Origin of the sequence: Microbacterium sp. T2.11-28, from assembly GCF_950097975.1 — a bacterium.
Taxonomy (GTDB): domain Bacteria; phylum Actinomycetota; class Actinomycetes; order Actinomycetales; family Microbacteriaceae; genus Microbacterium.
Genome location: NZ_CATNHF010000023.1, coordinates 1 through 24,535, shown reverse-complemented (window position 1 = coordinate 24,535; position 24,535 = coordinate 1). Strand labels below are relative to the sequence as shown.

Here is a 24,535-nt window from a genome sequence, read left to right as displayed (position 1 = left end):
GAACGTTATCACATAGGATGACGGCATGAGCTCCAGCCCCTCGCTCACGCGCGACGATGCCCGGGTGACGATCACCGCCGATTCCTACCGCCTCTCCTGGAGGCCCGGCCCGGACGGCGTGCCGCGCTCGCCCTACGTGGAGCTCGCCGACGCGGAAGGCCGCCGGTGGACCCGGCTGAGCGTGCTGTCGTCGGTGCACACGGCGGAGGCCGCCGACGAGACGACCGCCATCGGCGAGCCGGAGGTCGCCGACGACGACGGCGACCTCGTCGTCCGCATCGCGACGACGTCCTCGCACTGGGGCGAGAAGGTGCTCGAGCTGCGCTGCACGCCCACGACGGTCGAAGCGACCGTCGGCGTGAGGGGCGCCGGGTCCGTGACCGACGTCACCGTCGCCGGCGGCGACGGCATCCTGCCCACCGGCGCATCGGGCACGTTCCGCTCGTCGATCGACGCCGCATCGCTGTACGTGCCGACCCCGACCGAGCCCGTCGCCTTCGCCCGCCCCGCGACCTCGTCCGCCGCGCTCGGCGTGGTGGGCGACGCCGATCCCGGCAGGCTGCACGGGATCTTCTCGCCGCCGCCGCTCGCGCTCGCACTCGGCCGGGAGCCGGCCGCCGATCCCGTCGAGCCGCCGACGGGAGCGTGGCTGGCGCTGACGCTGCGCGCGCCGGTGACCGAGCTCGGCTTCACCCAGCTGCGCTACGAGGCGCTCGACGGCGGATTCCTGCTGCGGCTGGACTACGAGGGGCACACCCGTATCGACGGCGACTGGCGCTCCCCGACGGTCGTGCTGCAGCCGGTGCCCGAAGCGCTGGACGCGCTCACGGCGCACCGCGACGACCTCATCGCCCACGGTCACGCGAGCGACGCGCACCCGCGCCTCGAACGCTGGTGGCGGGAGCCGCTCTTCTGCGGCTGGGGTGCGCAGGTCGCGCGCGGCGGCGCCCCCGCGCCGGACCTGTGCCGTCAGGAGATCTACGACGACTTCCTCGCGACGATGCGCTCGGCGGGCCTCGATCCCGGCACGATCGTCGTCGACGACCGGTGGCAGGCGGCGTACGGCACCGCGGAGCCCGACACCGGCGCGTGGCCCGATCTCGGCGGCTGGATCGCGCAGCGGCACCGCGAGGGCCGTCGGGTGCTGCTGTGGTGGAAGGCGTGGGATCCCGCGGGGCTGCCCGTGGAGGAGTGCATCACCGACGCCGCGGGCCGACCCATCGCCGCCGACCCCGGGAGCCCCGCGTACCGTGCGCGGCTGCGCCGGATCGTCGCGCGTCTCCTCTCTGCGGAGGGCCTCGACGCCGACGGCTTCAAGGTCGACTTCACGCAGCGCGCGCCGAGCGGCCGGTCGATGCGCAGCGCCGCCGACAGCGACGGCGTGTGGGGCATCGCCGCGCTCCACCGCCTCGTCTCGGAGCTGCATGCGGCAGCCAAGGAGGTCAAAGCCGACGCCCTCGTCATCACCCACACCGTGCACCCGTCGTTCGGCGAGGCGAGCGACATGATCCGCACCAACGACGTGCTCGAACGCGACACGACCGGCGCGCCGGTCGCCGTCACGCGCCAGCTGACCGCCCGGCACGCGATCGTCTCGCGCACGCTCCCGCACCACCTCGTCGACACCGACCAGTGGCCGATGCCCGACCGCGAGGAGTGGCTCGCCTACGCCCGGCTCCAGCCCGCGCTGGGCGTGCCCGCCCTCTACTATCTGGAACGGGTGCGGGACGACGAGCCGATCACCGACGACGACCTCGCAGAGATCCGCGCCACCTGGGACGCCTACCGGAGGACGCTCGCATGAACCCCGTCGAGATCGCCCGAGGCGTGTGGCGCATCGCCGACACCTGCGCCGTCTACCTCGTGGTCGATCTCGACGCGCCGCCCGGCCAACGCGACGCCGTCGCCGTGGACTTCGGCGCCGGACGGGCGCTGGATCATCTCGAGGCCCTCGGCATCCGCTCCATCTCGGACGTCGTGATGACCCACCACCATCGCGACCAGGGGCAGGGCCTTCCGCGCGCCGTCGCGCACGGGGCCCGCATCCACGTGCCCCCGGTCGAGGTGGAGCTGTTCGACCGGGTCGAGCAGATGTGGGAGAGCCGCCAACTCGACAACGACTACAACCTGCGCCAGGACCGCTTCTCGCTGCTCGCCTCGGTCCCGGTGCATGCGACCGTGCCGGAGTACCGCTCGCTCGCCCTGGGCGATCGCCCCGGCGGGGTCTCCCTCCGGGTCATGCCGACGCCCGGCCACACCATGGGCTCGGTCACCTACCTGCTCGATCGGGACGGCGAGCGCATCGCCTTCAGCGGCGACCTCGTCTACGCGCCGGGAAAGGTGTGGTCGCTCGCGGCGACGCAGTGGTCGTACACGCAGAACGAGGGACCGGCGATGACGGTGCTCAGCGCGATCCTCCTCGCTCGCGAGGAGCCGACGATGATCGCGCCGTCGCATGGCGAGGTCATGACCGACCCTGCGACGGCCCTGACGCAGCTCGCCGCCGCCATGCAGGACTACGTGGACAGCCGCCGGTCCTACCCGTGGGACCTCGCCACCCGCCTCGACGACCCGTTCGTCGCGCTCACCCCCCACCTGCTGCTCAACCGCACGTCGATGTCGTGCTCGTACGTGCTGCTGTCCGAGACCGGGGAGGCGCTCGTCGTCGACTACGGCTACGACATGACGACGGGCATCGTTCTCGGCCAGGAGCGCGCGGCGCGCCGGCCGTGGCTGGCCTCGCTCCCGGCACTGCGCGCGCGCCACGGGGTCACGCGCATCAGCGTCGCCCTGCCGACCCACTACCACGACGACCACGTGGCGGGCATGCCGCTGCTGCGCGACGTGGAGGGCACCGAGCTGTGGATCCCCGAGAACGTCGCCCCGACGATGGCCGACCCGTGGCGCGAGGACCTCCCCTGCCAGTGGTACGACCCGATCCCGGCCGACCGCGTGCTCCCGCTGGACGAGCCGTTCACCTGGAACGAGTACACGCTCACCGCCCACGCCCAGCCCGGCCACACGCTCTACGCGGTCGCCTACCGGGTCGAGGTCGACGGGGTCACGGTGGTGTTCACCGGCGATCAGCAGGAGGGGCTGGGAGGTCGCGACGGGCGCCGCGACATCATGAACTACCAGTACCGCAACCTCTTCCGCCTGGGCGACTACTCCCGCAGCGCGGCGCTGTACAAGCGGATCGCCCCGGGCCTGCTCGCCTCGGGGCACTGGGAGCCGCGCTGGGCCGACGACGCCTACCTCGACTACCTGGTGGAGTCCGGCGCGTACGTCGACGAGCTCCACCAGCGGCTCCTCCCGCTGGAGACCCTCTCGGTCCCGGTGACCGGTCAGCTCGCGACCATCGCCCCCTACCGCTCGCGCGTGGAGGTCGGCGAGGCGGCCGCATACGCGGTGCGCGTCCGCAATCCCCACGACGAGGCCGTGCTCGCCCGGGCGGAGATCGTGCTGCCGCTAGGCTGGCGATCATCCGAGGCCGTCCAGACGGTGCGGCTCGGTCCTCACGAGGAGGCGACTGTGGAGTTCAGCGTCGTCGCGACCACATCCGGCCGCCGCCAGCGCATCGCGGTGGACCTGTCGGTCGGAACCCTGCTGCTGGGTCAGCACGCGGAGGCGGTGGTCGATGTGACCCCGGGCGCCCCGTGAGCGGCGACCGTCCCTTCGCCCGGGCCACCATCAAGGACGTCGCGGCAGCCGCCGGCGTCTCCCGCTCCACCGCCTCGCGCGCACTGTCGGGCAACGGCTACGCCGCCCCCGAGGTGCGCGACAAGGTGCGCGCGGTGGCACGCGATCTGGGCTACGTCGTCGACGTCACCGCCCGCAGCCTGAAGCAGCGCACCAGCCGTTCGGTCGGCGTCCTCGTCTCGGACCTGCGCAACACCTTCTACGCGGAGCTCGCCTCGGGCATCGGCGCCGAGGCACGGCAGACGGGCCGGTCCATCGTGCTCGTCGACCTCCACGGCGAGCCCGACGACGAGCTCGAGGCGGCCGAGACCCTCGTCGCGTCCCGCGTGGCCGGCGTGATCGCCACCCCCGTCACCGACGCGCTCGCGCCCTTCCTCTCCCGGCTCGGCGTCCCGCTCGTCGAGGTCGACCGGCGCTTCGACCCCAGCGGCACCGACGCCGTGGTCGTCGACAACCGTGCGGCCGCCCGCGAGACGACCGCCCGCCTGCTCCAGCTCGGTCACACGCGCATCGCCCTGCTCATCGACGAGACCGAGTGGACCACCGGCGCGGAGCGCCAGCAGGGCTACATCGACGCCTTCGCGGCGAAGCGGATGCGCGTCGACGAGTCGCTCGTCGTGCGCGCCGGCTGGGACGCCGCTGCGGCCGTGGACGCCGCGGTCGCGCTCCTGTCGCGCGCCGACCCGCCCACGGCGGTCTTCGCCGCCAACAACGTGCTCGCCGAGGGGCTGTGGCGCGCGACGCAGCGACTGGGCCTCTCCGTGCCGGACGATCTCAGCATCGTCGCGTTCGACGACGCGCCCTGGATGAGCATGGTGACCCCCGGGCTCTCGGTCCGCCATCAGGACACGCTCGGCCTCGGCGCGGCGGCCGTCCGCACGCTCGTCGCGCGCGTCGAGACGCCCGACGCCCCCGTGCAGACGATGGTGCTGCCGACGACGTTCATCGACCGCGGCTCGGTGGCCCCGCCCCGCTGAGCCTCCGCCCGTCTTGCGGAGCCCCGCGGCCGTCCCGCGGATTCCGCGGCCTCGTGTGGCCCGGATACCGCGGCGCGCTGACGCGCCTTGCGATCGGACGACGGAACCGCTTACGATGTGGGAACGATGTCATACTCTCTTGCCGACGATGGTCGTCGTGCGGAGCCCGGAGGAAACATGCCACCTGTGATGCCGGTCCTGGCGCTGGACATCGGCGGCACCAAGCTCGCGACCGCCGTCGTGACCCCCGACGGCCGCACGCACGGCTTCCTGTCCGAGCCCACGCGCAAGGAGCGCGGACCGGAGGAGGTCATCGCCCACCTCTTCGACCTGGGTCACCGCAGTCTCGCTGCGGCGGAGGTCGCCGAGGTGTCGGCGGTGGGCATCAGCTGCGGGGGTCCGCTCGACGCGGCTCGCGGCGTGCTGACCGGCCCCCTGCACCTGCCCGGCTGGATCGACATCCCCATCGTCGAGCTCACCCGGCGCGCGTTCGGCGTGCCGGCGGTGCTCGAGAACGACGCCACGGCGGCGGTCCTCGGCGAGCACCGCTACGGCGCGGCGCGCGGCGCCGAGATCGCGCTCTACCTGACGATCTCCACCGGGGTCGGCGGCGGGGCGATCATCGACGGACGCCTCCACCGCGGCGCGGCCGGCAACGGCGGCGAGTTCGGCCACCTGACCGTGCGCCCCGGCGGGCGCCTCTGCCAGTGCGGGCGCCGCGGCTGCCTCGAGGCGTACGCGTCGGGCACGAACATCGCCGAGCGCGCCCGCGACCTGCTGGCCCGCGACGACCGCCCCTCAGTGCTGCGTCACGAGGATCCCGTGCGGGCCGAGCACGTCTCGCGCGCGGCCTCGGCGGGCGATGTCCTCGCACGCGAGGTCTGGGACGAGACGACCGCGGTGCTGAGCCAGGCGGTCACCGACCTCGTCAACGTCCTCGAACCCCACGTCGTCGTCCTCGGCGGCGGCGTGACGCGCTCCGGCGCGCTCCTGATCGACCCCGTGCGCGACGCCGTCCGCACGGGCGCCCTCCCCCCCGCCGCGGCCGCCCGCGTCACCCTCGCCGACCTCGGCGACGAGGTGTGCGTGGTGGGTGCCGCCGCCCTCGCCTTCGACCTCGCGGAGACCCTCCATGTCTGACTGGCTCGACGACCAACTGGCCGCCCACGTGCGCACCGCGACGGAGGCGGGCCCCCTGCTCGACACGGTCCGCTCCGTCGGCGACGTGCTCATCGACGCCTTCGCCGCCGGCGGCACGCTGTACACGATCGGCAACGGCGGGAGCGCCGCCGACGCCCAGCACTTCACCGGCGAGATCATCGGGCACTACAAGCGCGACCGCCGGCCGCTTCCGGCGGTGACCCTCACGACCGACGCCACGGTGTCGACCTGCATCGCGAACGACTACGCGTTCGAGGACGTCTTCTCGCGGCAGGTGGAGGCGCTCGCGCGGCGCGGCGACGTGCTCGCCGCCTTCACCACCAGCGGCCGCTCGGCGAACATCACCCGGGCGCTCGAGGCGGCGCGCGCCAACGGCGCCACCACGCTGCTGTTCGCCGGCGGCGACGGCGGCCCCGCGCTGGGGCTCGCCGATCACGCGTTCCTCGCGCCCTCCAGCGAGACCCCGCGGATCCAGGAGCTGCACACCTTCCTTCTGCACGCGCTTTCGGAGATCCTCGATGCATGGGCGGCCGGAGAGGACCCGCAGTGACACCGAGCGACCCGGCATCGGCCGCACCGATCGCCAACGCGCCCTCGGGCGTGCAGCCGGCGGGCCGTCCCGCCACGCAGCGGCCGGCGGCGACCCCCGACCGGACCCTCCACATGATCGGCAACGCGCACCTCGACCCGGTGTGGCTGTGGCCGTGGCAGGAGGGCTACCAGGAGGCGCGCGCGACCTTCCGCAGCGCACTGGACCGCATGGACGAGTACCCGGACTTCGTGTTCACCTGCGATCAGATCGTGCTGCTGTCGTGGGTCGAGGAGCAGGATCCCGAGATGTTCGCGCGCATCCGCGAGCGCGTCGCCGAGGGCCGCTGGGTCAACGTCGGCGGCTGGTGGGTCGAGCCCGACTGCAATATGCCGATGGGGGAATCCCTCGCCCGCCAGGGCCTCTACGGGCAGCGGTACCTGCAGGAGAAGTTCGGCACGATCGCCACGGTCGGCATGAACGCCGACCCGTTCGGTCACAGCGTCACCATCCCGCAGATCCTCCGCGGCCAGCGCATGGACTCGTACTGCTTCCTGCGCCCCGGGCCCCACGAGAGCGACTTCGGCTCGACCCTGTTCCATTGGGAGGCGCCCGACGGATCGCGCGTGCTCGCCTACCGCATCCCGTTCGAGTACTGCAGCGGCCCCGCCGACGTGTCGTTCCAGACCGAGAAGTCCATCGCGCAGCTCGACCGCTCGCTCGGCGAGGGGATGGTCTTCTACGGTGTGGGCAACCACGGCGGCGGCCCGACGAAGCTGAACATCGAGTCGATCCACCGCTACGACAGGATGGGCACTTTCGGAAGGATGACGATGTCCTCGCCCCGCGCCTACTTCGACGAGATGCTCGCCCGCGGTGAGGCGTTCCTCGACCGCCTCTCGGTGCGCCGCGACGACCTCCAGCATCACGCCCCCGGCTGCTACTCGGCGCACTCCGGCATCAAGGCCTGGCAGCGCCGCGCCCAGCACGCCGCGCTCTCGGCGGAGCGCTGGGCCGCCGTGGACGCCGTCCTCACCGGTGCGGACTACCCGCGGGGCGACCTGGAGCGCGCCTGGAAGCAGATCCTCTTCAACCAGTTCCACGACATCCTCCCGGGTTCGGCGATCGAGCCCTCGTACGACGACGCCCGCGACCAGCTCGGCGAGGCGGTCGCGATCTCCAAGCGCATCCTCACCCGTGCGCACAACCGCATCGCGCGCCGCGTCGACATCCCGATGGACACCGCCACGCAGCCGGTGCTCGTCTTCAACCCGCACCCGTGGACGGTGTCGGCCGACGTCGACATGCAGTACGGCGCACAGCCGCGCGGGGTGCGCGTGGTCGACCACGACGGGACCGCGGTCCTCTCCCAGGCGACCCAGTCCACCGCCACGACCGGCGACATGAGCCGCGGTGCGGTGACCTTCCGCGCCGAGGTGCCGGCCCTCGGCTACGCGCTGTACCGCATGCTGCCCGGGTCGGACCCCGCGGCGACATCGGAGCTGTCGGTCAGCGACGACGGGACGGTGCTCGAGAACCCCTACCTCCGGGTGGAGCTCGACCCCGCCACGGGCGACGTCGTCTCCCTCCTCCACAAGCGCACGGGCGTCGACCCGCTCGCCGGCACGCGTGGGCAGCCGCGCACGGCGGTGTGCGAGGACCCCACCGACACCTGGGGCCACCGCGTCATCAGCTACGCGTGGGAGGGCGCCGCCATGACCCTCGACCGCATCGTCGTGCGGGAGACGGGCCCGCTCCGCACGCGCGTGCGGGTCGAGCGGTCCTGGGGCTCCAGCCGGCTGATCGAGGAGCTGCTGCTCACCCACGACGCCGAGGCGCTGCGGATCGACGTCACGCTCGACTGGCGCGAGAAGGCGCACCTGCTCAAGCTGCGATACCCGGTCGGCCTGGAGTCCCCCGCGGCGACCTACGAGGTCCCCTACGGCGTCATCGAGCGCCCGGTGGACGGAGCCGAGGAGCCCGCGCAGTCGTGGGTCGACCTCACCGGCACGATCGACGGCACCCCGGCCGGACTGACCGTCGTCGCCACCGACAAGCACGGCTGGGACGTCTCCCCCGCCGCCTCGGCGGGGATGGACGTGCCGAGCATCGGGATCACCGCGGTGCGCAGCCCCGTGTACTCATGGCACGACCCGCGCCTGCTCGACCCCGAGGGCGTCTACGCCTTCCAGGACCAGGGTGTGCAGCGGTTCCGCGTCGAGCTGATCCCGCACGCCGGAGACTGGCGGGAGGCTCAGCCGACCCGGCGGGCCGCCGAGCTGGGCCAACCGGTGCGCGCGCAGCTGGAGTCCTTCCACGACGGCGACCTGCCGCCGCGGCACAGCTTCGCGGGCGACGGCGCGGGCGCCGTGATGGTCACCGCGCTGAAGGGCACCGAGGACGCCGGATCGACCGACATCGTCGTGCGCGCGATCGAGACCCGGGGCGAGCCGGCAACGGCATCCATCGACCTCGGCCTGGCGGATCGCACCATCGACGCCGAGTTCGCGCCGTTCCAGCTGCGGACCTTCCGGGTGCCGCTCGATCCCGACGGCGCCGTGGTCGAGGTCGACCTGCTCGAGTGGCCGCTCGGCGACCCGGTGCCGTGACCTCCGGCGCCTCCCCCGCTCCCCGGGTCCGGGCCGCGATCCTCGATGCCGATCCGGAGGCGTTCGACCTTCGGATCGACACGTCGGCGCACGACGGCGCCGACACCACCGTGACGGTGTCGGTCGTGCATCGGGGCGCGGAGCCGTGCGAGGCCGCCGTGCGCGTGTGGATCGAGATCGACGACGCCGACGACCCGTGGTGGATGATCCCGGGCGTCTTCTACGGCGAGAACCGGCTGGAGGGCAACGACCGGCTCTACCCCCGCTTCGTGCCGGGAGCCTCCACGGCCGCCGACCACGCCCGCTTCGACAGCGACGAGTGGCACTTCCGCTCCGACCGCACGGCCGTCCCGGCGGTCTTCTGCTGGCCCGCGAGCGGCCGCGGAGGATGGGCCCTGTCGGCCGCGCCCGAGACCGGGTTCGGCCTCACGGGGCTCGGCTTCGCCGGAAGGAGCGGGACCGCCGTCCTCGCCGTGACCTTCCCCGCCCGCGAGCACCCGGTCACCTACTACGGCGACGGCGACCCCCGGGAGCCGCTCGTGGAGCGGCACCGGTTCGCGCCCGGCGAGCAGGCCACCGTCGACGTCACCCTCCACGAGCTCTCCGCCGATCGCCACGACTACGCCCGCGTGCTGCGCTCCCTGCACGCCCGGCTGAGCGGCGACGCCCCGCTGCGCCCATGGGTGGGGATCGCGGAAGCCGCCGAGCTGGCCGCCGAGGGGCTGCTGCGGTGGCACTACGACCCGGACCCCGGCATCCTCCGGGAGACCGCCGGGTTCGATCGCGAGATCTCCGGGCAGGACGGCAAGCCCGTCGACCGGCAGGCGATGCACGTCGGGTGGGTCTCGGGCATCCCCTGGGCCTACGCCATGCTCCGCCACTCCGTCCGCGTCGACGACGCCGCCCTGGGCGAGGCGGCCGCGCGCGTCATCGACTTCTGCACCGCGGAGCTGTCTCCGAGCGGCACGCTGTGGGGGGTCTGGTACCGCGAGTCGGGGTGGACGCAGAGCTGGACCCACCACCGCCGCGGCCTCCACAGCCGCACCCTCGGCGAGGCGACGCAGTTCCTCGCCCGGGCCGCGCAGCTGAAGGGCCGGGAGGACTGGGCGGCCACCGCGCGGGCCAACCTCGACGTCGTCGTCGCCCGGCAGCGGGCCGACGGCAACCTCGGGAGCATCCACCACGCCGAGACCGGCGAGGTGCTGTCGTGGAGCGGCTCCGCCGGACTCGCCTGGGTCGCGGCGCTCGCCGACGACGGCGATCCGGTGCGCCTCGCCGCCGCCGAGCGGGCGGGGCGGTACTACGCGCGGTTCGTCCACGACGAGTACCTGCACGGCGCTCCCGAGGACGTCGATCTCGCCGTCACGAGCGAGGACGGCTACGTCGCACTGATGGCCTACCTGGCGCTGCATCGCGCGACCGGCTCGGCCGAGTGGCTCGACCTCGCCCGGCGTGCGGCGGACTTCGCCCTCACGTTCCGCTACGTCTACGACGTGACCTTCGCCCCCGGCACGCTGCTCGCGATGTACGACTTCGGCACCCGAGGCGCCGACCAGGCATCGGCTTCCAATCAGCATCTCCACGCGTACGGGCTGATCTGCACGCGGGAGATGCTGGAGCTCGCCGAGGCCACCGGCGACATGCACTACCGCGAGCGCGCGCTCGAGACGCTGGCGTGCTTCCGGCAGTTCGTCGCGCGCTTCGACGGCGACTTCAACGCCTACCGCGGCATGGTCACCGAGCGGTACTACCAGACCGAGTGCTTTCAGCCGAAGGGCATGCTGCTCACGCTCTCGCACGCGTGGAGCGCGGGCGTGCTCCTCCTCGGCTGCGAGGACGCCCTCGCCCTCCCCGCCTGACCCCCGCCCCGCCCGAGTTCCGCCCCGCCCGTTCGCAACTCCGGAAATCCGGGCTCGGATCAGGGCCCGCGGGGCAGTTCAGCCCTCCGAGCGGCCGATCTTCCGGAGTTGTGACCACCCACCGCGGCTGAACCTCCTCCCGGCGCCGCCGGACCCGGGTCCGGCCCGCGGCCGCCCCGCACGTCCACAACTCCGGAAATCCGGGCTCTAGTCGGGCCCCGCGGGGCGGTTCAGCCCCCGGGACGGCCGATCTTCCGGAGTTGTGACCACCCGCTCCGCTTGACGCCCACCTCGGCTGACCTCCGCCCCGCCGCCACCTGACCTCCGCCCCGCCCGGCGCCGAGCCCGACCGGGCACCGGGGGTCAGTGCACGGGGGCGGCGATGCGGTGGACCGGGGCGACCGCGCGCGTGCGGTCCGACTCGTACGCGGCCAGGATCACCCCGAGCACGTCGATGCCCTCCACGTGCGTGTGCAGCGGGCGGCTGCCGGTCAGCAGGCTCCGCGCGAAGTGCTCCACCTCCGCCGCGATGTCGTGCACGGGCTCGAACTCCGACGTGACCGGCTCCTCCCCGCGTACCCGATAGGTGAGGGTCACCCCGTCGGAGGTGAGCGAGCCCCGCTCGCCGACGAGCGAGAACTTCTCGGTTCCGGGCGCCGCCTCGTATGCCCAGCTCGTCGTCACGTGCCCGACCACGCCGTTGTCGTAGCGCACGAGCACCTGCGCGGAGTCCTCCCCCTCCATGAACTCCAGCCGATGGCGCGACAGCATCGCGGTCACCTCGGTCGGCACCCCGCCGGCGAGGTGCTGCAGCAGGTACAGGGGGTGATAGCCGGTGTCGATGAGCTCGCCGCCTCCGGCGGTCGCGGCGTTCGCGCGCCAGCCCATGCTCTCGGGGGTGAAGTCGTTGTAGAAGCTGTCGGTCGTGCGCACCTCGTAGACGCGCCCGAAGGTCCCCTCGTCGATGAGCCGCCGGGCTTCGGCGACGGTGGGGAGGAAGAGCTGGTTGTGGGCGCACATGATGGTCACGCCGGTGCGGGCGGCCACCTCGGCGATGCGCTCGGCCTCCTCCTTCGTCATGCAAAGCGGCTTCTCGCACAGCACGTGCAGGCCGGCCTCCGCCGCGGCGACGATGGCCTCGGCGTGCAGGTGGTGCGGGAGGCAGATGTCCACGGCATCCAGGTCGGCTTCGGCGATCATCGTCCGGTAGTCGTCGTAGATCGTCACCGCCTCGTCGTCGCCGCGGCGACGCTCGGCGCTCTCGCGCACGGGGTCGGCGATCGCGGCGAAGACCACCGTGTCGGGATTGCGGCGATAGCCGGCGACGTGCGCCCCGGCGATCCCACCCGCTCCGATCAGTCCGATGCGGACCTTGCCCTCCATGCTGCTCTTCTCCCTGTCTCAGTTGTCGCCGACGGCGACGATGCGGTGGTCGGATGCCGACGCGTTCGCGGCGACGACGAATCTGGTGAGTGCGACGGCGGCGTCGAGGTTCGCCGTCACGGCCGCCGACGAGCCGGTCCGGATGGCGTCGACCCAGAGGTCGAACGGCGCGTCCGCCGCCGCGTCGAGTGGCTGCGGCGTCCACGAGTCGCCGAATCCGTCTCCCTTGGCGATCAGCTCGTCGCCTCCGAAGCCGTACAGCAGGCTCGCCCGGGTTCCGCGGAGCTCGAGGGCGAACGCCCCCGGCGTCGTGACGAAGCTCGCCTCGGCGACGCCCACCGCGCCGTTCCCGTATCCGGCGACCACGACCGCGTTGTCCTCGACGGCGTGACCGGTGTGAGCGCCGTAGGTGGCGCTCACCGACTGCGGGACCGGCCCGAGGAAGAGCTGCACGAGGTACGCGGGGTGGCAGCCGAGGTCGGCGAAGGCGCCGCCGATCGCCGCCACGGGGTCGCCGAACCGCTCGGGGAGCCAGCCGGCGAGCCAGCCGTCGTGCGCCATGCGCACCCGCGCATAGGTGACGGTGCCCAGCGCGCCCTCGCCGATCAGGCGGGCGGCGGTGCGCACGACGGGCTCGCTCAGCCGCGGGAGCGAGACGACGAGCTGCAGCCCGCGGGCGGACGCCTCGGCGATCAGCGCCTCGCACTCCGGCGCTGTGGGCGCCAGGAGCTTCTCCGAGAACACGTGCTTCCCGGCACGCAGGGCGCGGCCGATGACGTCGGTGTGGTCGGCGGTGGCGGTGGTGATCGTGACCGCGTCCACGTCGGGACGGGCCAGCAGCGCGTCGAGCGACTCCTCGAACGGGATGCCGAGGGCGGCCGCGCCCTCGTTCCCGAGCTGCGGGTCGGCATCCCATCCCGCGACCACCCGGGTTGCGGTGTGACGTGCCGCGTCGTGTGCGTAGTCAGCGGCGTGGACATGCCAGAATCCGACGATCCCGACTCCGATCGAGGTCACGAGCTCTCCTTCGGCGGTGCATCGCCGAATCTCGACGATGAGATGTGGCAACGTTACCACATTCACTCCGCCCGCAATCGGCGACCCCGAGGTCGATCACCCGGAGCGGCAGCACCGCGGGTCAGCCGACGGGCTCCGCCGCCTCCCGCGCTCTGCGCCCCGCGGCGCGGACGGCCCCGATCGACGCGGCGATCACGAGGCCGATGCCGAGCACCTCGAGCACCGTCAGGCGCTGGCCGAGCAGCACCAGTCCAGCCAGCGCCGCGGTCGCCGGCGCCAGGCTCATGAGGATGGCGAAGGCCGATGCCGGCAGGCGCCGCAGCGCCACGAGCTCGAGCGCGTACGGGATCGTCGAGCTCAGCACGGCGACGGCCGCCCCCAGCGCCAGGAGATCCCACCGCAGGAGCGCGGTGCCCGCATCGGCGATCCCGAACGGGAGCGCCAGCACCGCCCCGCAGGTCATCGCGAGGGCGAGCCCGTCGAGCCGCGGGAACGCGGCCCCCACCCGGGCCGACGCGAGGATGTACAGCGCCCAGCTCACCGCCGCCCCGAGGGCGAACAGCACCCCCCAGGGGTCGAGCCGGTCCCACCCTCCGCCGCCGAGGGCCACGACGCCCGCCAGCGCCAGCCCCGCCCACAGCCACGCCGAGGCCCGGCGGCTAGCGATGATCGAGAGCACCAACGGGCCGAGCACCTCGATCGTGACCGCGATGCCGAGCGGAAGCCGCTGCAGGGCGAGGTAGAAGAAGCCGTTCATGACCGCCAGGACCGCGCCGAAGCGCAGCACCGCGATCCACGACGCACGGCTGTGACCGCGCCAGCGGGGCCGCGCGATGGCCAGCAGGACCGCCGCCGAGAACACGAGCCGCAGCATGACCATGCCGAGCGGTCCGGCCTGCGGGAAGAGCTGGAAGGCCAGCGCGGCGCCGACCTCCTGGCAGGCGAGCCCGGCGACGACGAGCGCGACCGCCGAGGTCGAGCGCGGGTTCACGGAAGCGGGCAGATGGCGTCGTCGACGATCGCGTCGCCGAAGGTCGCCGCCTCCCACGGGAGCCCGCCGGCCTCGGGAGCGCTCTGCCCTTCGGCGGCCGGGGCCTTGGAAGCGAGTGCGGCGAGCTGCCAGGCCAGCTGTCGCGGGACGGCGCTGCCGGCACGCGAGTTGTTGAGGACGACGACGACCGACAGGCCGGTCTCGGTGTCGGCGTACGCCGCCGTCAGGTATCCCGGGACCGCTCCGGAGCTGCCGACCAGGCTGCCTGCCTGGAAGGCGCCGCCGGTGACGGTGAACCAGCTCGGCGCGTCGCTCGAGATCGGCAGCGGGTCGGCGAACCGACTCTCGACGTCGTAGGAGCGGGCACCGAGCGCGACGGACTGGATGTAGTCGCTCAGGTCGCCCACCGTCGACACGGCTCCACCGGCGGTGAAGGCGGTCGTGGGCGAGAGGCTCGTGAGGTCGGCGGGCGCGGCGCAGTCCAGCTTCCCCTTGGTGTCGCCCGATCGCAGGCCGTTCAGCCACGTCTCCGAGCCGTTCGTCGTCGAGGGCAGCGAGCTGGAGTCCATGCCCAGCGGCTCGAACACGTACTCCGAGAACAGCTCCGCCGCCGAAGCCCCCGCCGCGCGCTCGAGAGCGAGGCCGAGCAGAAGGTAGCCGGTGTCCGAGTCACGGTAGGCCGCGCCGGGCTCGCCGGCGACGCCCTTGGCCACCCCGTAGGCGACGAGCTCCTTCGGCGCCCAGACGCGCGGCGGGTTGATGTACCAGCGGGACGAGATCTCACCGGCGTAGACGCCGAGACCGCTGGTCCCGTCGCAGAGCTGGCCGAGCGTGATCGTCGCCAGGGAGGGGTAGCCGGTGAGCCAGTCGCCGAGCGCGTCGTCGACCGACACGATGCCGCGGGCGGCCATGCCGTAGAGCACGTCGCAGGTCATGGTGCGGGTGACGGGGCCGATGCGGAACCTCATGTCGGCCGAGACGGCCGGACCCTCGGGCGTGGTGGTGCCGAGCGCCTGCGTCCAGACCCCCGACCAGGGGGCCCGGACCTCGACGATGGCGCCCGTCGATCCCGTGGCGGCCATCGCCGTCTGCACGGCGCTCTGGAGCTGCTCCTGCATCTCGCCCGGGAGCGCGCCGTCGACCTGGGGGATGGGATCGAGGTCCACCGAGGTGCCCGGGGCGCACGCCGTCATGCCCAGCACCGCGACGGTCAGCACAGCGAGCAGACTGCGTCCACGATGTCTGCGCGGCATCCGTCACCCCCCGATGAGTATCGCTCTCCAGCCTACGACATGCCCCCGCGGGTCCCCGCGGCGGGGGCGGCGGCGCGGCGCGGGTCTGGCACAGTGTCCTCATGACCCACGTCTTCGACGAGGCGGCCCTGCGGGGTGTGCTCGGCCACATGAACAACGACCACACGGACGACAACATGCTCATCGCCCGGGCCTTCTCGACGGTGCCGGACGTGGTCGCCGCCGAGATGACGTCGTTCGACGGCGACGGCGGCGACTGGCGGATCGTCACGGCCCGCGGCGACGAGGACGTCGTGCGCATCCCGTGGCCCGGCGGACCCATCACCGAGCGGCCCGAGGTGCGACGCGAGATCGTCGCACTGTACGACCTCGCGTGCGTCCGGCTGGGCGTGACACCGCGTCCGCACGAGTGAGCGCGGCCCCGCGGATCCGTACGAAACCTTCAGGTTAGCTGTACCTAACTTCCGCTATGCTCTGGCCATGGCCGAGCTGATCCCGTTCTCCACCGTTCTGCGCGAGCGGTCGTCCTCCGCCCACGCCGGCAGCGAGCACGCCGGCTTCATGGCCGACCTCATGCGCGGCGAGGGCACCCGCGACGACTACATCGCGCTCGTCGTGCAGCACTGGTTCATCTACGAGGCCCTCGAGGCGGCCGCCGACCGGATGAAGGCCGACCCGGTCGCGGCGACCTTCATCAGCGACAAGCTCACGCGCCTGCCGGCGCTCGAGGCCGATCTCGCCTTCCTCATCGGCGACGACTGGCGGGAGCGCATCGAACCGCTCCCCACCACCCGCCGCTACGTCGACCGCATCCGCCAGGTCGCGGCGACCTGGGCGGGCGGCTTCGTCGCCCACCACTACACGCGCTACCTCGGCGACCTCTCCGGCGGACAGTTCATCGGACGGATCATGGCGCGCCGGTTCGGGTTCGAGACCAACGGCATCGGGTTCTACCTGTTCGCCGACATCGCCGACCCGCAGGCCTTCAAGGAGGTGTACCGCGAGCAGCTCGACGCCGCGCCGTGGGATGCAGCCGAGCAGGCGAGGGTGATCGACGAGGTGCTCGTGGCCTACCGGTTCAACACCGATCTGTTCACCGACCTCGCCGCCGCGAAGTCCGCCGCCGCGTCGGCCTGAGCCGGCCGGCGATCCGTCAGCCGCCCGCGGCGCGGACCCCCGCCATGAACCGGCGGACGTCGGGGTCGACGAGGATGTCGCTCGGCCGGAGCGGACGGGAGAGGTAGAGCCCGTCGAGGCTTGTCAGGCGGGACAGCGCGACGTAGGTCTGCCCCGGCGCGAACGCGCCCGAGCCGAGGTCGACGATCGCGCGGTCGTACGTCTTGCCCTGCGACTTGTGGATGGTGACCGCCCACGCCAGTCGCAGGGGGAACTGCGTGAACTCGGCGACGATGTCCCGCGTCAGCTTGCGGCTGCCCGGGTCGTAGGCGTAGCGGAACCTCTCCCACACGGCCGGCTCGACGTCGTGCTCCTCGCCGTCGATCTCCACCCGGACCGTCCCGCCGGCGATGCGGGTCACGGTGCCGATCGATCCGTTGACCCAGCGCGGCCCGCCCCCGGCGGCCGGCCCGCGTGCGCCCAGGTCGTTGCGCAGGAACATCACCTGCGCCCCGACCTTGAGCTGCAGCTCGGCGTCGGCCGGGTAGTTCTCGCCGCGCCCGAAGTCGCCGCTCACGTCGGCGCGCGCCCGCTGCACCGGGCCCGGGAGGGCGTCGAGGTGACGCTGGTTGATGCGGTTGACGATGTCGTTGCGCGTCGCGAGGGTGATGATCGGCGGCTCGCCGTCGACCGGCTCCGGGACCGGGCGCGCGCCGGCCGCGTTGAGCTTCTCGGCGATGTCGGCGGTGACGATGCCGTGGCGCACCGCGTTGAGCATCGCCTTGAAGCCGTCGTCGGACTGACGGTGGATCTCCCGGAGCTCCTTGATGTGCAGCGGGGCGCCGACCCGGCCCAGGTCGAGCAGCCCGTCCGAGCGGATCGCCCCGGCATCCCCGCGGGGGCCGGCCCACACCTGCGCGTCGAAGAACCAGAAGGATCGGTAGTGGTCGTTGATGTAGCGCAGCTCGTCGCCGCGCGGCGGCACGGGCGACAGCTGGTACGGGTCGCCGAACATGACGATCTGCACGCCGCCGAACGGCTCGGCGCGACGGCGGCGGGCCTGCCGCAGGGAGCGGTCGATCGCATCCATCAGGTCGGCGTTGACCATCGAGATCTCGTCGATGACGAGCGTGTCGATCGCGTTCATGATCTTGCGCGCGGGCTCCGACTGCTCCAGCTCGCTGTCGGCGATGAGCCCGATCGGCAGGCGGAAGAGGGAGTGGATCGTCTGGCCCTCGACGTTGAGCGCGGCCACGCCCGTGGGAGCGCACACGGCGATCTGCTTGTGCGTGTTCCACGCGAGATGCTGCAGCAGCGTGGACTTGCCGGTGCCCGCGCGGCCCGTCACGAACACGTGCTCGCGCGTGTCCTCGATCAGGCGGAAGAGCTCCTCCTGTTCGGGAGACAGGGCCGGGATGCTCACCGGATCCATGCTAGTTGTCAGGGTGGGTTTCCTAGACTGACACGGTGGAGGATGCGACGAGCGAGCGGACGGACGCCGTGACCGGCGTGCCGTCGGCACCCGTGCCGGTCCGTGGGGGGCGCCGTCGCGCGCGCACGCGCCCGCTCGCGTTCGACCTGACCGCGCTGGCGGTCGTCGGCGTGCTCCTGGTGGGCGCTCTGGCCGCCACCGGCGCCGTCCTCTACCAGCAGCTCTACAGCCCCGCGGCCTTCGTCGGGCGCTACCTCGACATGCTCGCGCAGGGCCGCGCGGCCGACGCGCTCGAGGTGCCGGGGGTGCGCGTCGACGCCGCCCAGCTCGAGGAGGCGGGCCTACCCGCCGACGCGGCCGACGCCCTGCTGCGACGCGACGCGCTGGCGCCGCTCGGCGAGATCGAGATCGTGTCGACGACGGAGAAGGACGGCATCGCGTCGGTCACCGCCGAGTACGACGCCGGTCCGCACCGGGCGCGGTCCACGTTCGCCGTCGAGCAGGCCGGCATGATCGGCGTGGTCCCGGCCTGGCGCTTCGCGACGACGCCGCTCGCGGTCATCGACCTGACGGTGCGCGGGGCGATGCAGTTCTCCGTCAACGGGTTCGGCATCGACAAGCGGCAGGTGCATCCGGCAGGCACGGAGGCCGATCCGCTGGAACCGGTGTCGCTCCTCGTGTTCTCCCCGGGGCTGTACTCGATCGCCGTCGACACCGCGCTGTCGGCGAGCCCCGGCGTGGCGGTGCTGTCGGACAAGCCGCGCGCGGAGATCCCCGTCGACCTGCAGACCGAGGCGACCGACACCTTCGTGGACGTGGTGCAGGAGAAGGTGGACGCCTTCCTCGACGAGTGCGCCACCCAGCGCGTGCTCCAGCCCACGGGCTGCCCGTTCGGCTTCCCGGTGCGCAACCGCATCGTCGACGAGCCGACCTGGTCGATCGCCGAGCAGCCCGTCGTCTCGCTCGAGCCCGACGGCGCGGACTGGCGGATCCGGCGCACCCAGGCGGTTGCGCACATCGTCGTGGACATCCAGTCGATCTACGACGGATCGATCCGTCACGTCGACGAGGACGTGCCCTTCTTCATCGACGGCGACATCGTCGTGCTGCCCGACGGCACCGCGTCGATCACCGTGTCCGCCGCCGACTGAGCGTCGCTCACGGCGGGACGGCGCGGCCACCAGAAGCGGTCGCCGGTGAGGAAGGCGAGCGCCGGCACGATCACCGTCCGCACCAGGAGCGTGTCGATCAGCACGCCGATGCAGACGATGATCCCGATCTGCGTCAGCGTGATGAGCGGCAGCACGCCGAGCACCGCGAAGACCGCCGCGAGCAGGATGCCGGCGCTCGTGATCACGGCGCCGGTGGCCGCGAGGGCCCGGATCATGCCGCGGGTGGTGCCGAGCCGGTGCGACTCCTCCTGCGCCCGTGTCACGAGGAAGATGCTGTAGTCCACTCCGAGCGCGACCAGGAACAGGAAGCTGAAGAGGAGCACGTTGACGTCGATCGCCGGGAATCCGAACAGCGGCGTCTGGAAGAGCCACCAGCTGGCGCCGACCGCCGAGAAGAAGCTCGCGACGACCGCGATCAGCAGCAGCAGCGGGGCCACGAGCGCGCGCAGCAGCACGATCAGCACGAGCAGGACGAGCACCAGGATGAGCGGGATGATGAGCGCCTGGTCCCTGGACTGCGCGTCCGAGACGTCGAGGGCGCGGGCGTCGAGCCCGCCGACGAGCGCCGTCCCGGTGCCCACTCCGTCGAGCTCCGCGCGCATGGCGCGGACTGCGGCGAACGCCTCGGCGGTCTCGGCGTCTGCCGACAGGGTGACGTCGATGCGCACGAGGTCGCCCGACTCGTCGCCGGCCAGCGCCGTGTCGACGCCGTCGAGGGCGCGGAGCGCGTCGACCGTCTCGGTCGCCTCGTCACGGGGCGCGACGACCACCGCCGGGGAGGTCGTGCCGGCCGAGAAGGCCTCGGCGAGGATCTCCTGGCCGAGGACGGCCTCCGGCTTCTGCAGGAAGCGGTCGTTCTGGGACAGGCCCGTCTGCACGAAGAACATGCCGCTCGCGAGGGCCGCGAGCACCACGAAGCCGGTCGCCGCCACCACGGCAGGGCGGCGCGACACGGCGCGGCCCAGCCGTCCCCAGGGGCTCCGGGAGATCGCGTCGGGCGAGCCGAAGCGGGGGACGTAGGGCCAGAAGAGGCCGCGGCCGAACAGCACGAGCGCGGCGGGCAGGACGATCAGGGCGAACGCCATCGCGACGACCACGCCGACGGCGCACGCGAGGCCCAGCGCACGGTTGCCCGCCAGTTCGCCGAGCAGCAGCGTGGCCAGCGCGAGAGCGACGGTCGATCCGCTCGCGAGGATCGCCGGACCGGCCCCGCGCACGGCCCGGCGCATCGCTTCGCGGCGGTCCTCGTGCAGGCGCAGCTCATCGCGGTAGCGGGCGATCAGCAGGAGGGCGTAGTTGGTCCCGGCCCCGAAGACGAGGACCGAGAGGATGCCGGTGATCGACGCGTCCAGCTGCACGCCCACGGCCGCCGCCACGCGACGGGCGACGATCCCCGCCGAGGCGTCGGCGACGCCGATGACCGTCAGCGGGACCAGCCAGAGCCAGGGGCTGCGGTAGGTGATCAGCAGCAGCACGGCGACGACGATGACGGTGGTCAGCAGGAGCGTGAAGTCCGCGCCCGCGAACACCGCGGCGACGTCGACCTCGAAGCCCTCGGCGCCGGTCAGGTAGACGCGCACGCCGTCGAGGTCGTCGGCGGCGAGGTCGCGGATCTCCTGGGCCCGCTCGGCCTGCTTCTCGACGTCCGGCTCCGGATCCAGCGGCACGACGAGCAGGGCGACCTCGCCGTCCTCGGACACCTGGGGCGGGGGGATGAAGCCCTCGGGGGTGAGGTCGGTCAGCTCGCCGAACGCCTTGGCCTCGATGGCGGCGCGCTGCGCTTCGGTGAGGGCACCGTCGTCGGCGGCGAACACCAGCAGGGCCGAGGTGGTGTCGGCGCCGGGGAAGTCCTCCAGCAGCCGGTCCACCTGCACCGACTCCGCGGAGTCGGGGAGGCCGACGGCGGGCGCGGTCTCCGCCTCTTCCGCCGAGCCCCAGGCGAACAGCGCGGCGACGGCGCCGGCGGCCAGCAGCAGGATGATCCACGACGTCTTCGCCGAGGTGATGAGGCGCAGGAAGGAAGCCATGTCGAATCTTTCGCTCGAGGACTTTTCACTAGATTATCTAGCTACCAGCTAAACTAGCGTACAAACCCCTACAATCGGAACGTGGCGGAAAACAGACCGCGCCCCGTCGACGAACATCCCGACGAGTTCGTCCGGCCGGAGGGGATGCCCCTCCGGCCCGCCACCATGCTCCTGAGGGACTTCCTGGAGGTCAGCGAGGCCTTCGAGCGGATGATGCGACGGGAGCTCGAGGTCAACCCCACCGACCTCGAGATGATGGAGCACCTGATCTCCTCGGGCCCGCTGCCGCCGTCGGAGCTCTCCGACCGGCTCTCCATCTCGACGGCGTCGATGACGACCGCGATCGATCGTCTCGTCGCCCTCGGCCACGTCACCCGCGAACCGCATCCGACCGATCGGCGCCGGATCCTCGTCGTGCCCACCGAGTCCTCGCGCCGGCACGCGATGTCGCTGCTGATGCCGATGATCCAGGCCATCGACGCCGAGATCGACCACTTCGACGAGGACGAGCAGAGGGTCATCACCGACTACCTCACGCGGGTCGTCGAGACCTACCGGCGCCTCGCCTCGCAGGGCGACGCCTGACGCGCGTCAGCGGCGGGCGTCGCGCTCGGCGAGCGCCGCGAGGTGGGCGTTGTACGCCTCGCGCTCGGCGTCGCCGGTGCGATCGGCCTGCCGGTCCGACCGGCGCTGGGCGCGCTCGTCGGAGCGGCTCCACTGCACGGCGACCACGATCGCGAGGATGAGGGTGGGGATCTCGCCGATCGACCACGCGATCCCGCCGCCCGTGTACTGATCCACCAGCGGCGGATCGCCCCAGGTGCGGCCCATCGCCCCGAACCACTCCGCGACGAACAGCCCCGACGACATCATGATCGCGATGCCGAAGAACGCGTGCATGGCCATGATGCCGATGAGGGTCACGAGCCGGAACGGATACGGGAGCCGGTACGGCACCGGATCGATGCCGACGAGCGACTGCACGAAGAGGTAGCCCGAGATCAGGAAGTGCGCGATCATCCACTCGTGGCCGAGGTGGTCGTAGAGCGACCACCGGAAGAGCTCGCTGTAGTAGAACGCCCACAGCGACCCGATGAACATCGCCGCGGCGAACAGCGGGTGCGTGATGACGCGGGAGAACGGCGTGTGAACCGCCCACAGCACCCACTCGCGGGCTCCCCGGGTACCGTCGTCGCGCTTGCGGACGGCGCGCGCGACGAGCGAGACCGGGGCCCCGAACACCAGGCAGAGCGGGATGGCCATCGACAGCAGCATGTGCCCCACCATGTGCACGCTGAACAGGTAGTCCTGGTAGGCGTTCACGGGTCCGCACGTCACCCAGAGCAGCAGCAGCAGCCCCGCGACCCACAGGACCGTCCGGTAGAGCGGCCACCGGTCGCCGCGACGGTGCAGGCGCCAGACGCCCGCGAGGTAGAAGAAGAGGCCGAATCCCACCGCGAAGGCCCACAGCGGGTCGATGTCCCACGCGGTGAGCCAGCGCTCGGGAGTCAGCTCGGGCGGCAGCGGCGCCCCCGTCAGCACCTGCGCGGGCGTCTGCACCTCGGGGAGAGTGGTGTCCACGGCCGGGGGCGTGCGCGCGAGGGCCGCCGCGGCGCCGCTCGCGATGCCCATGAAGGCGATCTCGAGCGCGATCAGGCCCCAGAACACGCGCGACGCGGCACCGGTCGCGAGGCGTCCGATCAGCCGGCGGCGGTAGGACGCTCCGAGCACGCCCATGGCGACGAGGGCGACGATCTTGACGAGCAGCAGGATGCCGTAGGGGGTCGCGAGCTGCGCGAGCCCGATCCCGCCGGCCAGGGCACGGAGGGTCCCCGAGACGGCGACGACGATGAAGGCCGCCAGCGCGATGCTCGAGTAGCGCTGCAGCACGACGGTGAGCTCGGCCCGCTCGAGCGCGGGGCGGACGATCACGAGCAGGAGAAGTCCGCCGAGCCAGACCGCGGCGGCGATGATGTGCAGCGCGAGCGCCATGACGGCGGTGTTGTGGTTCGCCTCCTCGCCCGAGTGCCCCTGGGAGGCCATCGGGATGAGGGCGGCGACGGCGAGGCCGGCGACGACGAGGGTGGTCGTCCAGCCGCGCACGGCGAAGGTGAGCACCGTCAGCACCGCGCCGGCGATCGTCGTGAGCAGCCAGGCGCGACCCAGATCGGTGTCGACGAGGAAGCGCCCGAGCTGCTGTCCGAACTGCGCGTCGGCGCTCGGGGTGGCGTTGAAGATGCTGAGGAAGGTGAAGTACGCGGTGAGCGCGGAGCCGATCGTGAAGCCGGCCGCCGAGACGGACGCGGTGTCGAGGGCGGCGTCGAAGGCGCGCTCCCCCGCCCGCAGGGCGAACAGCGCGAGCACGAGCGAGCCGACCATGCCCGCGGCGGTCAGGTTGACCAGCAGCTTGACCGCCGGCAGCCCCCAGCGCACGAGCGGGCCCGGGTCTCCGACGACGAGAGGGGCCGCGCCGCCGCCGTACGCGAGACCCAGGAGGAGGGTCACCAGCGCGGCCGCGACCAGGATCACCGGCCCGGCGAGTCGGAGCGCGCGGGTGTTCACCTCTCCAGCGTAGTTCGGCGGGAGGAGGGCGCCGCACCGGGCCCGGCGTCGGAGGCGCGCGGGCGCGGGGACGACGAAGGGGGATGCCTGTCGGCATCCCCCTTCGTGCAGCAGTCGGGCTGCGGCAGCGGTCTTACTTGACGGCAGCCTTGAGCTTCGAGCCCGCGGTGACCTTGACGCGCTTGCCCGCGGGGATCTTGATCTCCGCACCCGTCTGCGGGTTGCGGCCCGTGCGCGCCGACGTCGCGACCTGCTCGAACGCGATCCAGCCGGGGATCGTGACCTTGTCACCCTTGGCGACGGCCTCGGAGACGGTCGAGAACAGCGCGTCGAGCACGCCCGAGACAGCGGACTGGCTCTGTCCCGTCGCGGATGCGATGCTGGCGACGAGCTCGGTCTTGGTGATAGCCATGGGGTTGTCCTCCAGACGGCGATGGCCGCCTTCAGTTACTTCGGACCGGAGGCTGACACCCCCGGCTGGTCGGTTGGACCGCCCCCGAATATACCCACGATCCGCGTGATTCCGCGGATTTCGCGCCCGGATGCGGCTGTTTGGGCGGCGTGTCGCGTCCGATTGGTCGTTCTGTGACGTTTTCGGCCCCCGTGCGCATGCGACCGCATGCTCCCCGCCACCCCGCCGAACCGACACCATTTGTGCGAGCCGACACCGTTCGTACCGCGATTTCCGTGTCGGTTCGCACGAAACGTGTCGGCTCGCGGGGGTGAGGTGGGGGGAGGGGGTGGGTGC

19 protein-coding genes are annotated in these 24,535 nt (G+C 72.5%); 11 read left to right on the top strand and 8 right to left on the bottom strand.

What is annotated here, in order from left to right:
- Positions 1-25 precede the first annotated feature (25 nt).
- From QQZ13_RS09780 to QQZ13_RS09750, 7 genes are all read left to right on the top strand, one after another.
- On the top strand, positions 26-1,804 hold the full coding sequence (locus QQZ13_RS09780; protein ID WP_284528847.1) for a hypothetical protein: 1,779 nt from the start codon (positions 26-28) through the stop codon (positions 1,802-1,804).
- Positions 1,801-3,660, top strand: a complete 1,860-nt coding sequence (locus QQZ13_RS09775) for an MBL fold metallo-hydrolase (RefSeq protein WP_284528846.1) — start codon at positions 1,801-1,803, stop codon at positions 3,658-3,660. Before QQZ13_RS09780 ends, QQZ13_RS09775 begins: the two co-directional genes overlap by 4 nt.
- Positions 3,657-4,676: a LacI family DNA-binding transcriptional regulator gene (locus QQZ13_RS09770; protein ID WP_284528845.1), complete on the top strand. Its 1,020-nt coding sequence runs from the start codon at positions 3,657-3,659 to the stop codon at positions 4,674-4,676. The genes QQZ13_RS09775 and QQZ13_RS09770 overlap by 4 nt, the downstream gene beginning before the upstream one ends.
- Positions 4,677-4,853: 177 nt before the next feature.
- The gene (locus QQZ13_RS09765) at positions 4,854-5,816 is read left to right on the top strand and encodes an ROK family protein (protein ID WP_284528844.1); all 963 of its coding nucleotides are present in this window, start codon (positions 4,854-4,856) and stop codon (positions 5,814-5,816) included.
- Positions 5,809-6,387, top strand: coding sequence for an SIS domain-containing protein (locus QQZ13_RS09760; RefSeq protein ID WP_284528843.1), 579 nt, complete (start codon positions 5,809-5,811; stop codon positions 6,385-6,387). Before QQZ13_RS09765 ends, QQZ13_RS09760 begins: the two co-directional genes overlap by 8 nt.
- On the top strand, positions 6,384-8,975 hold the full coding sequence (locus QQZ13_RS09755; protein WP_284528842.1) for an alpha-mannosidase: 2,592 nt from the start codon (positions 6,384-6,386) through the stop codon (positions 8,973-8,975). The genes QQZ13_RS09760 and QQZ13_RS09755 overlap by 4 nt, the downstream gene beginning before the upstream one ends.
- Positions 8,972-10,834 carry a hypothetical protein gene (locus tag QQZ13_RS09750; RefSeq protein WP_284528841.1) on the top strand — a complete coding sequence of 621 codons (1,863 nt, stop codon included), beginning with the start codon at positions 8,972-8,974 and terminating at the stop codon, positions 10,832-10,834. The genes QQZ13_RS09755 and QQZ13_RS09750 overlap by 4 nt, the downstream gene beginning before the upstream one ends.
- A gap of 363 nt (positions 10,835-11,197) precedes the next feature.
- On the opposite strand, the gene QQZ13_RS09745 is transcribed toward QQZ13_RS09750, so the two are convergent.
- The 4 genes from QQZ13_RS09745 to QQZ13_RS09730 form a co-directional block, all read right to left on the bottom strand.
- Positions 11,198-12,217, bottom strand: coding sequence for a Gfo/Idh/MocA family protein (locus QQZ13_RS09745; RefSeq protein WP_284528840.1), 1,020 nt, complete (start codon positions 12,215-12,217; stop codon positions 11,198-11,200).
- Between the two features lie 18 nt (positions 12,218-12,235).
- Positions 12,236-13,234: a Gfo/Idh/MocA family protein gene (locus QQZ13_RS09740; protein ID WP_284528839.1), complete on the bottom strand. Its 999-nt coding sequence runs from the start codon at positions 13,232-13,234 to the stop codon at positions 12,236-12,238.
- Between the two features lie 121 nt (positions 13,235-13,355).
- A complete protein-coding gene (locus tag QQZ13_RS09735; RefSeq protein WP_284528838.1) occupies positions 13,356-14,225 on the bottom strand; it encodes a DMT family transporter in 870 nt (289 codons plus the stop codon).
- Positions 14,222-15,442 carry a serine hydrolase gene (locus QQZ13_RS09730; protein ID WP_284528837.1) on the bottom strand — a complete coding sequence of 407 codons (1,221 nt, stop codon included), beginning with the start codon at positions 15,440-15,442 and terminating at the stop codon, positions 14,222-14,224. The genes QQZ13_RS09735 and QQZ13_RS09730 overlap by 4 nt, the downstream gene beginning before the upstream one ends.
- Before the next feature lie 137 nt (positions 15,443-15,579).
- Between QQZ13_RS09730 and QQZ13_RS09725 the strand changes: the two genes are divergently transcribed.
- Positions 15,580-15,891 carry a DUF2470 domain-containing protein gene (locus QQZ13_RS09725; protein WP_284528836.1) on the top strand — a complete coding sequence of 104 codons (312 nt, stop codon included), beginning with the start codon at positions 15,580-15,582 and terminating at the stop codon, positions 15,889-15,891.
- 67 nt (positions 15,892-15,958) lie between these two features.
- Positions 15,959-16,615 (top strand): heme oxygenase (biliverdin-producing), encoded by a 657-nt coding sequence (locus tag QQZ13_RS09720; protein WP_284528835.1) that lies wholly within the window; start codon positions 15,959-15,961, stop codon positions 16,613-16,615.
- A 16-nt stretch (positions 16,616-16,631) separates the two neighbouring features.
- Here QQZ13_RS09720 and QQZ13_RS09715 read toward each other — a convergent pair whose 3' ends face one another.
- Positions 16,632-18,017 (bottom strand): ATP-dependent RecD-like DNA helicase, encoded by a 1,386-nt coding sequence (locus tag QQZ13_RS09715; protein WP_284528834.1) that lies wholly within the window; start codon positions 18,015-18,017, stop codon positions 16,632-16,634.
- A gap of 44 nt (positions 18,018-18,061) precedes the next feature.
- On the opposite strand from QQZ13_RS09715, the gene QQZ13_RS09710 reads away from it, so the two are divergent.
- The gene (locus QQZ13_RS09710) at positions 18,062-19,177 is read left to right on the top strand and encodes a hypothetical protein (protein WP_342395264.1); all 1,116 of its coding nucleotides are present in this window, start codon (positions 18,062-18,064) and stop codon (positions 19,175-19,177) included.
- On the opposite strand, the gene QQZ13_RS09705 is transcribed toward QQZ13_RS09710, so the two are convergent.
- The gene (locus QQZ13_RS09705) at positions 19,084-21,225 is read right to left on the bottom strand and encodes an MMPL family transporter (protein ID WP_284528833.1); all 2,142 of its coding nucleotides are present in this window, start codon (positions 21,223-21,225) and stop codon (positions 19,084-19,086) included. The genes QQZ13_RS09710 and QQZ13_RS09705 overlap by 94 nt on opposite strands.
- A gap of 81 nt (positions 21,226-21,306) precedes the next feature.
- On the opposite strand from QQZ13_RS09705, the gene QQZ13_RS09700 reads away from it, so the two are divergent.
- Positions 21,307-21,810, top strand: a complete 504-nt coding sequence (locus tag QQZ13_RS09700; protein ID WP_284528832.1) for a MarR family winged helix-turn-helix transcriptional regulator — start codon at positions 21,307-21,309, stop codon at positions 21,808-21,810.
- Positions 21,811-21,816: 6 nt separating this feature from the next.
- Here QQZ13_RS09700 and QQZ13_RS09695 read toward each other — a convergent pair whose 3' ends face one another.
- Positions 21,817-23,787 carry a cytochrome c oxidase assembly protein gene (locus tag QQZ13_RS09695; RefSeq protein WP_284528831.1) on the bottom strand — a complete coding sequence of 657 codons (1,971 nt, stop codon included), beginning with the start codon at positions 23,785-23,787 and terminating at the stop codon, positions 21,817-21,819.
- A 133-nt stretch (positions 23,788-23,920) separates the two neighbouring features.
- A complete protein-coding gene (locus QQZ13_RS09690; RefSeq protein WP_284528830.1) occupies positions 23,921-24,199 on the bottom strand; it encodes an HU family DNA-binding protein in 279 nt (92 codons plus the stop codon).
- Positions 24,200-24,535: the final 336 nt, after the last annotated feature.

Coding starts and splice junctions, on each gene's coding strand:
- QQZ13_RS09780 (WP_284528847.1), top strand. CDS start 26: ATGAGCTCCAGCCCCTCGCTCACGCGCGACGATGCCCGGGTGACGATC.
- QQZ13_RS09775 (WP_284528846.1), top strand. CDS start 1,801: ATGAACCCCGTCGAGATCGCCCGAGGCGTGTGGCGCATCGCCGACACC.
- QQZ13_RS09765 (WP_284528844.1), top strand. CDS start 4,854: ATGCCACCTGTGATGCCGGTCCTGGCGCTGGACATCGGCGGCACCAAG.
- QQZ13_RS09760 (WP_284528843.1), top strand. CDS start 5,809: ATGTCTGACTGGCTCGACGACCAACTGGCCGCCCACGTGCGCACCGCG.
- QQZ13_RS09745 (WP_284528840.1), bottom strand. CDS start 12,217: ATGGAGGGCAAGGTCCGCATCGGACTGATCGGAGCGGGTGGGATCGCC.
- QQZ13_RS09725 (WP_284528836.1), top strand. CDS start 15,580: ATGACCCACGTCTTCGACGAGGCGGCCCTGCGGGGTGTGCTCGGCCAC.
- QQZ13_RS09720 (WP_284528835.1), top strand. CDS start 15,959: ATGGCCGAGCTGATCCCGTTCTCCACCGTTCTGCGCGAGCGGTCGTCC.
- QQZ13_RS09705 (WP_284528833.1), bottom strand. CDS start 21,225: ATGGCTTCCTTCCTGCGCCTCATCACCTCGGCGAAGACGTCGTGGATC.
- QQZ13_RS09690 (WP_284528830.1), bottom strand. CDS start 24,199: ATGGCTATCACCAAGACCGAGCTCGTCGCCAGCATCGCATCCGCGACG.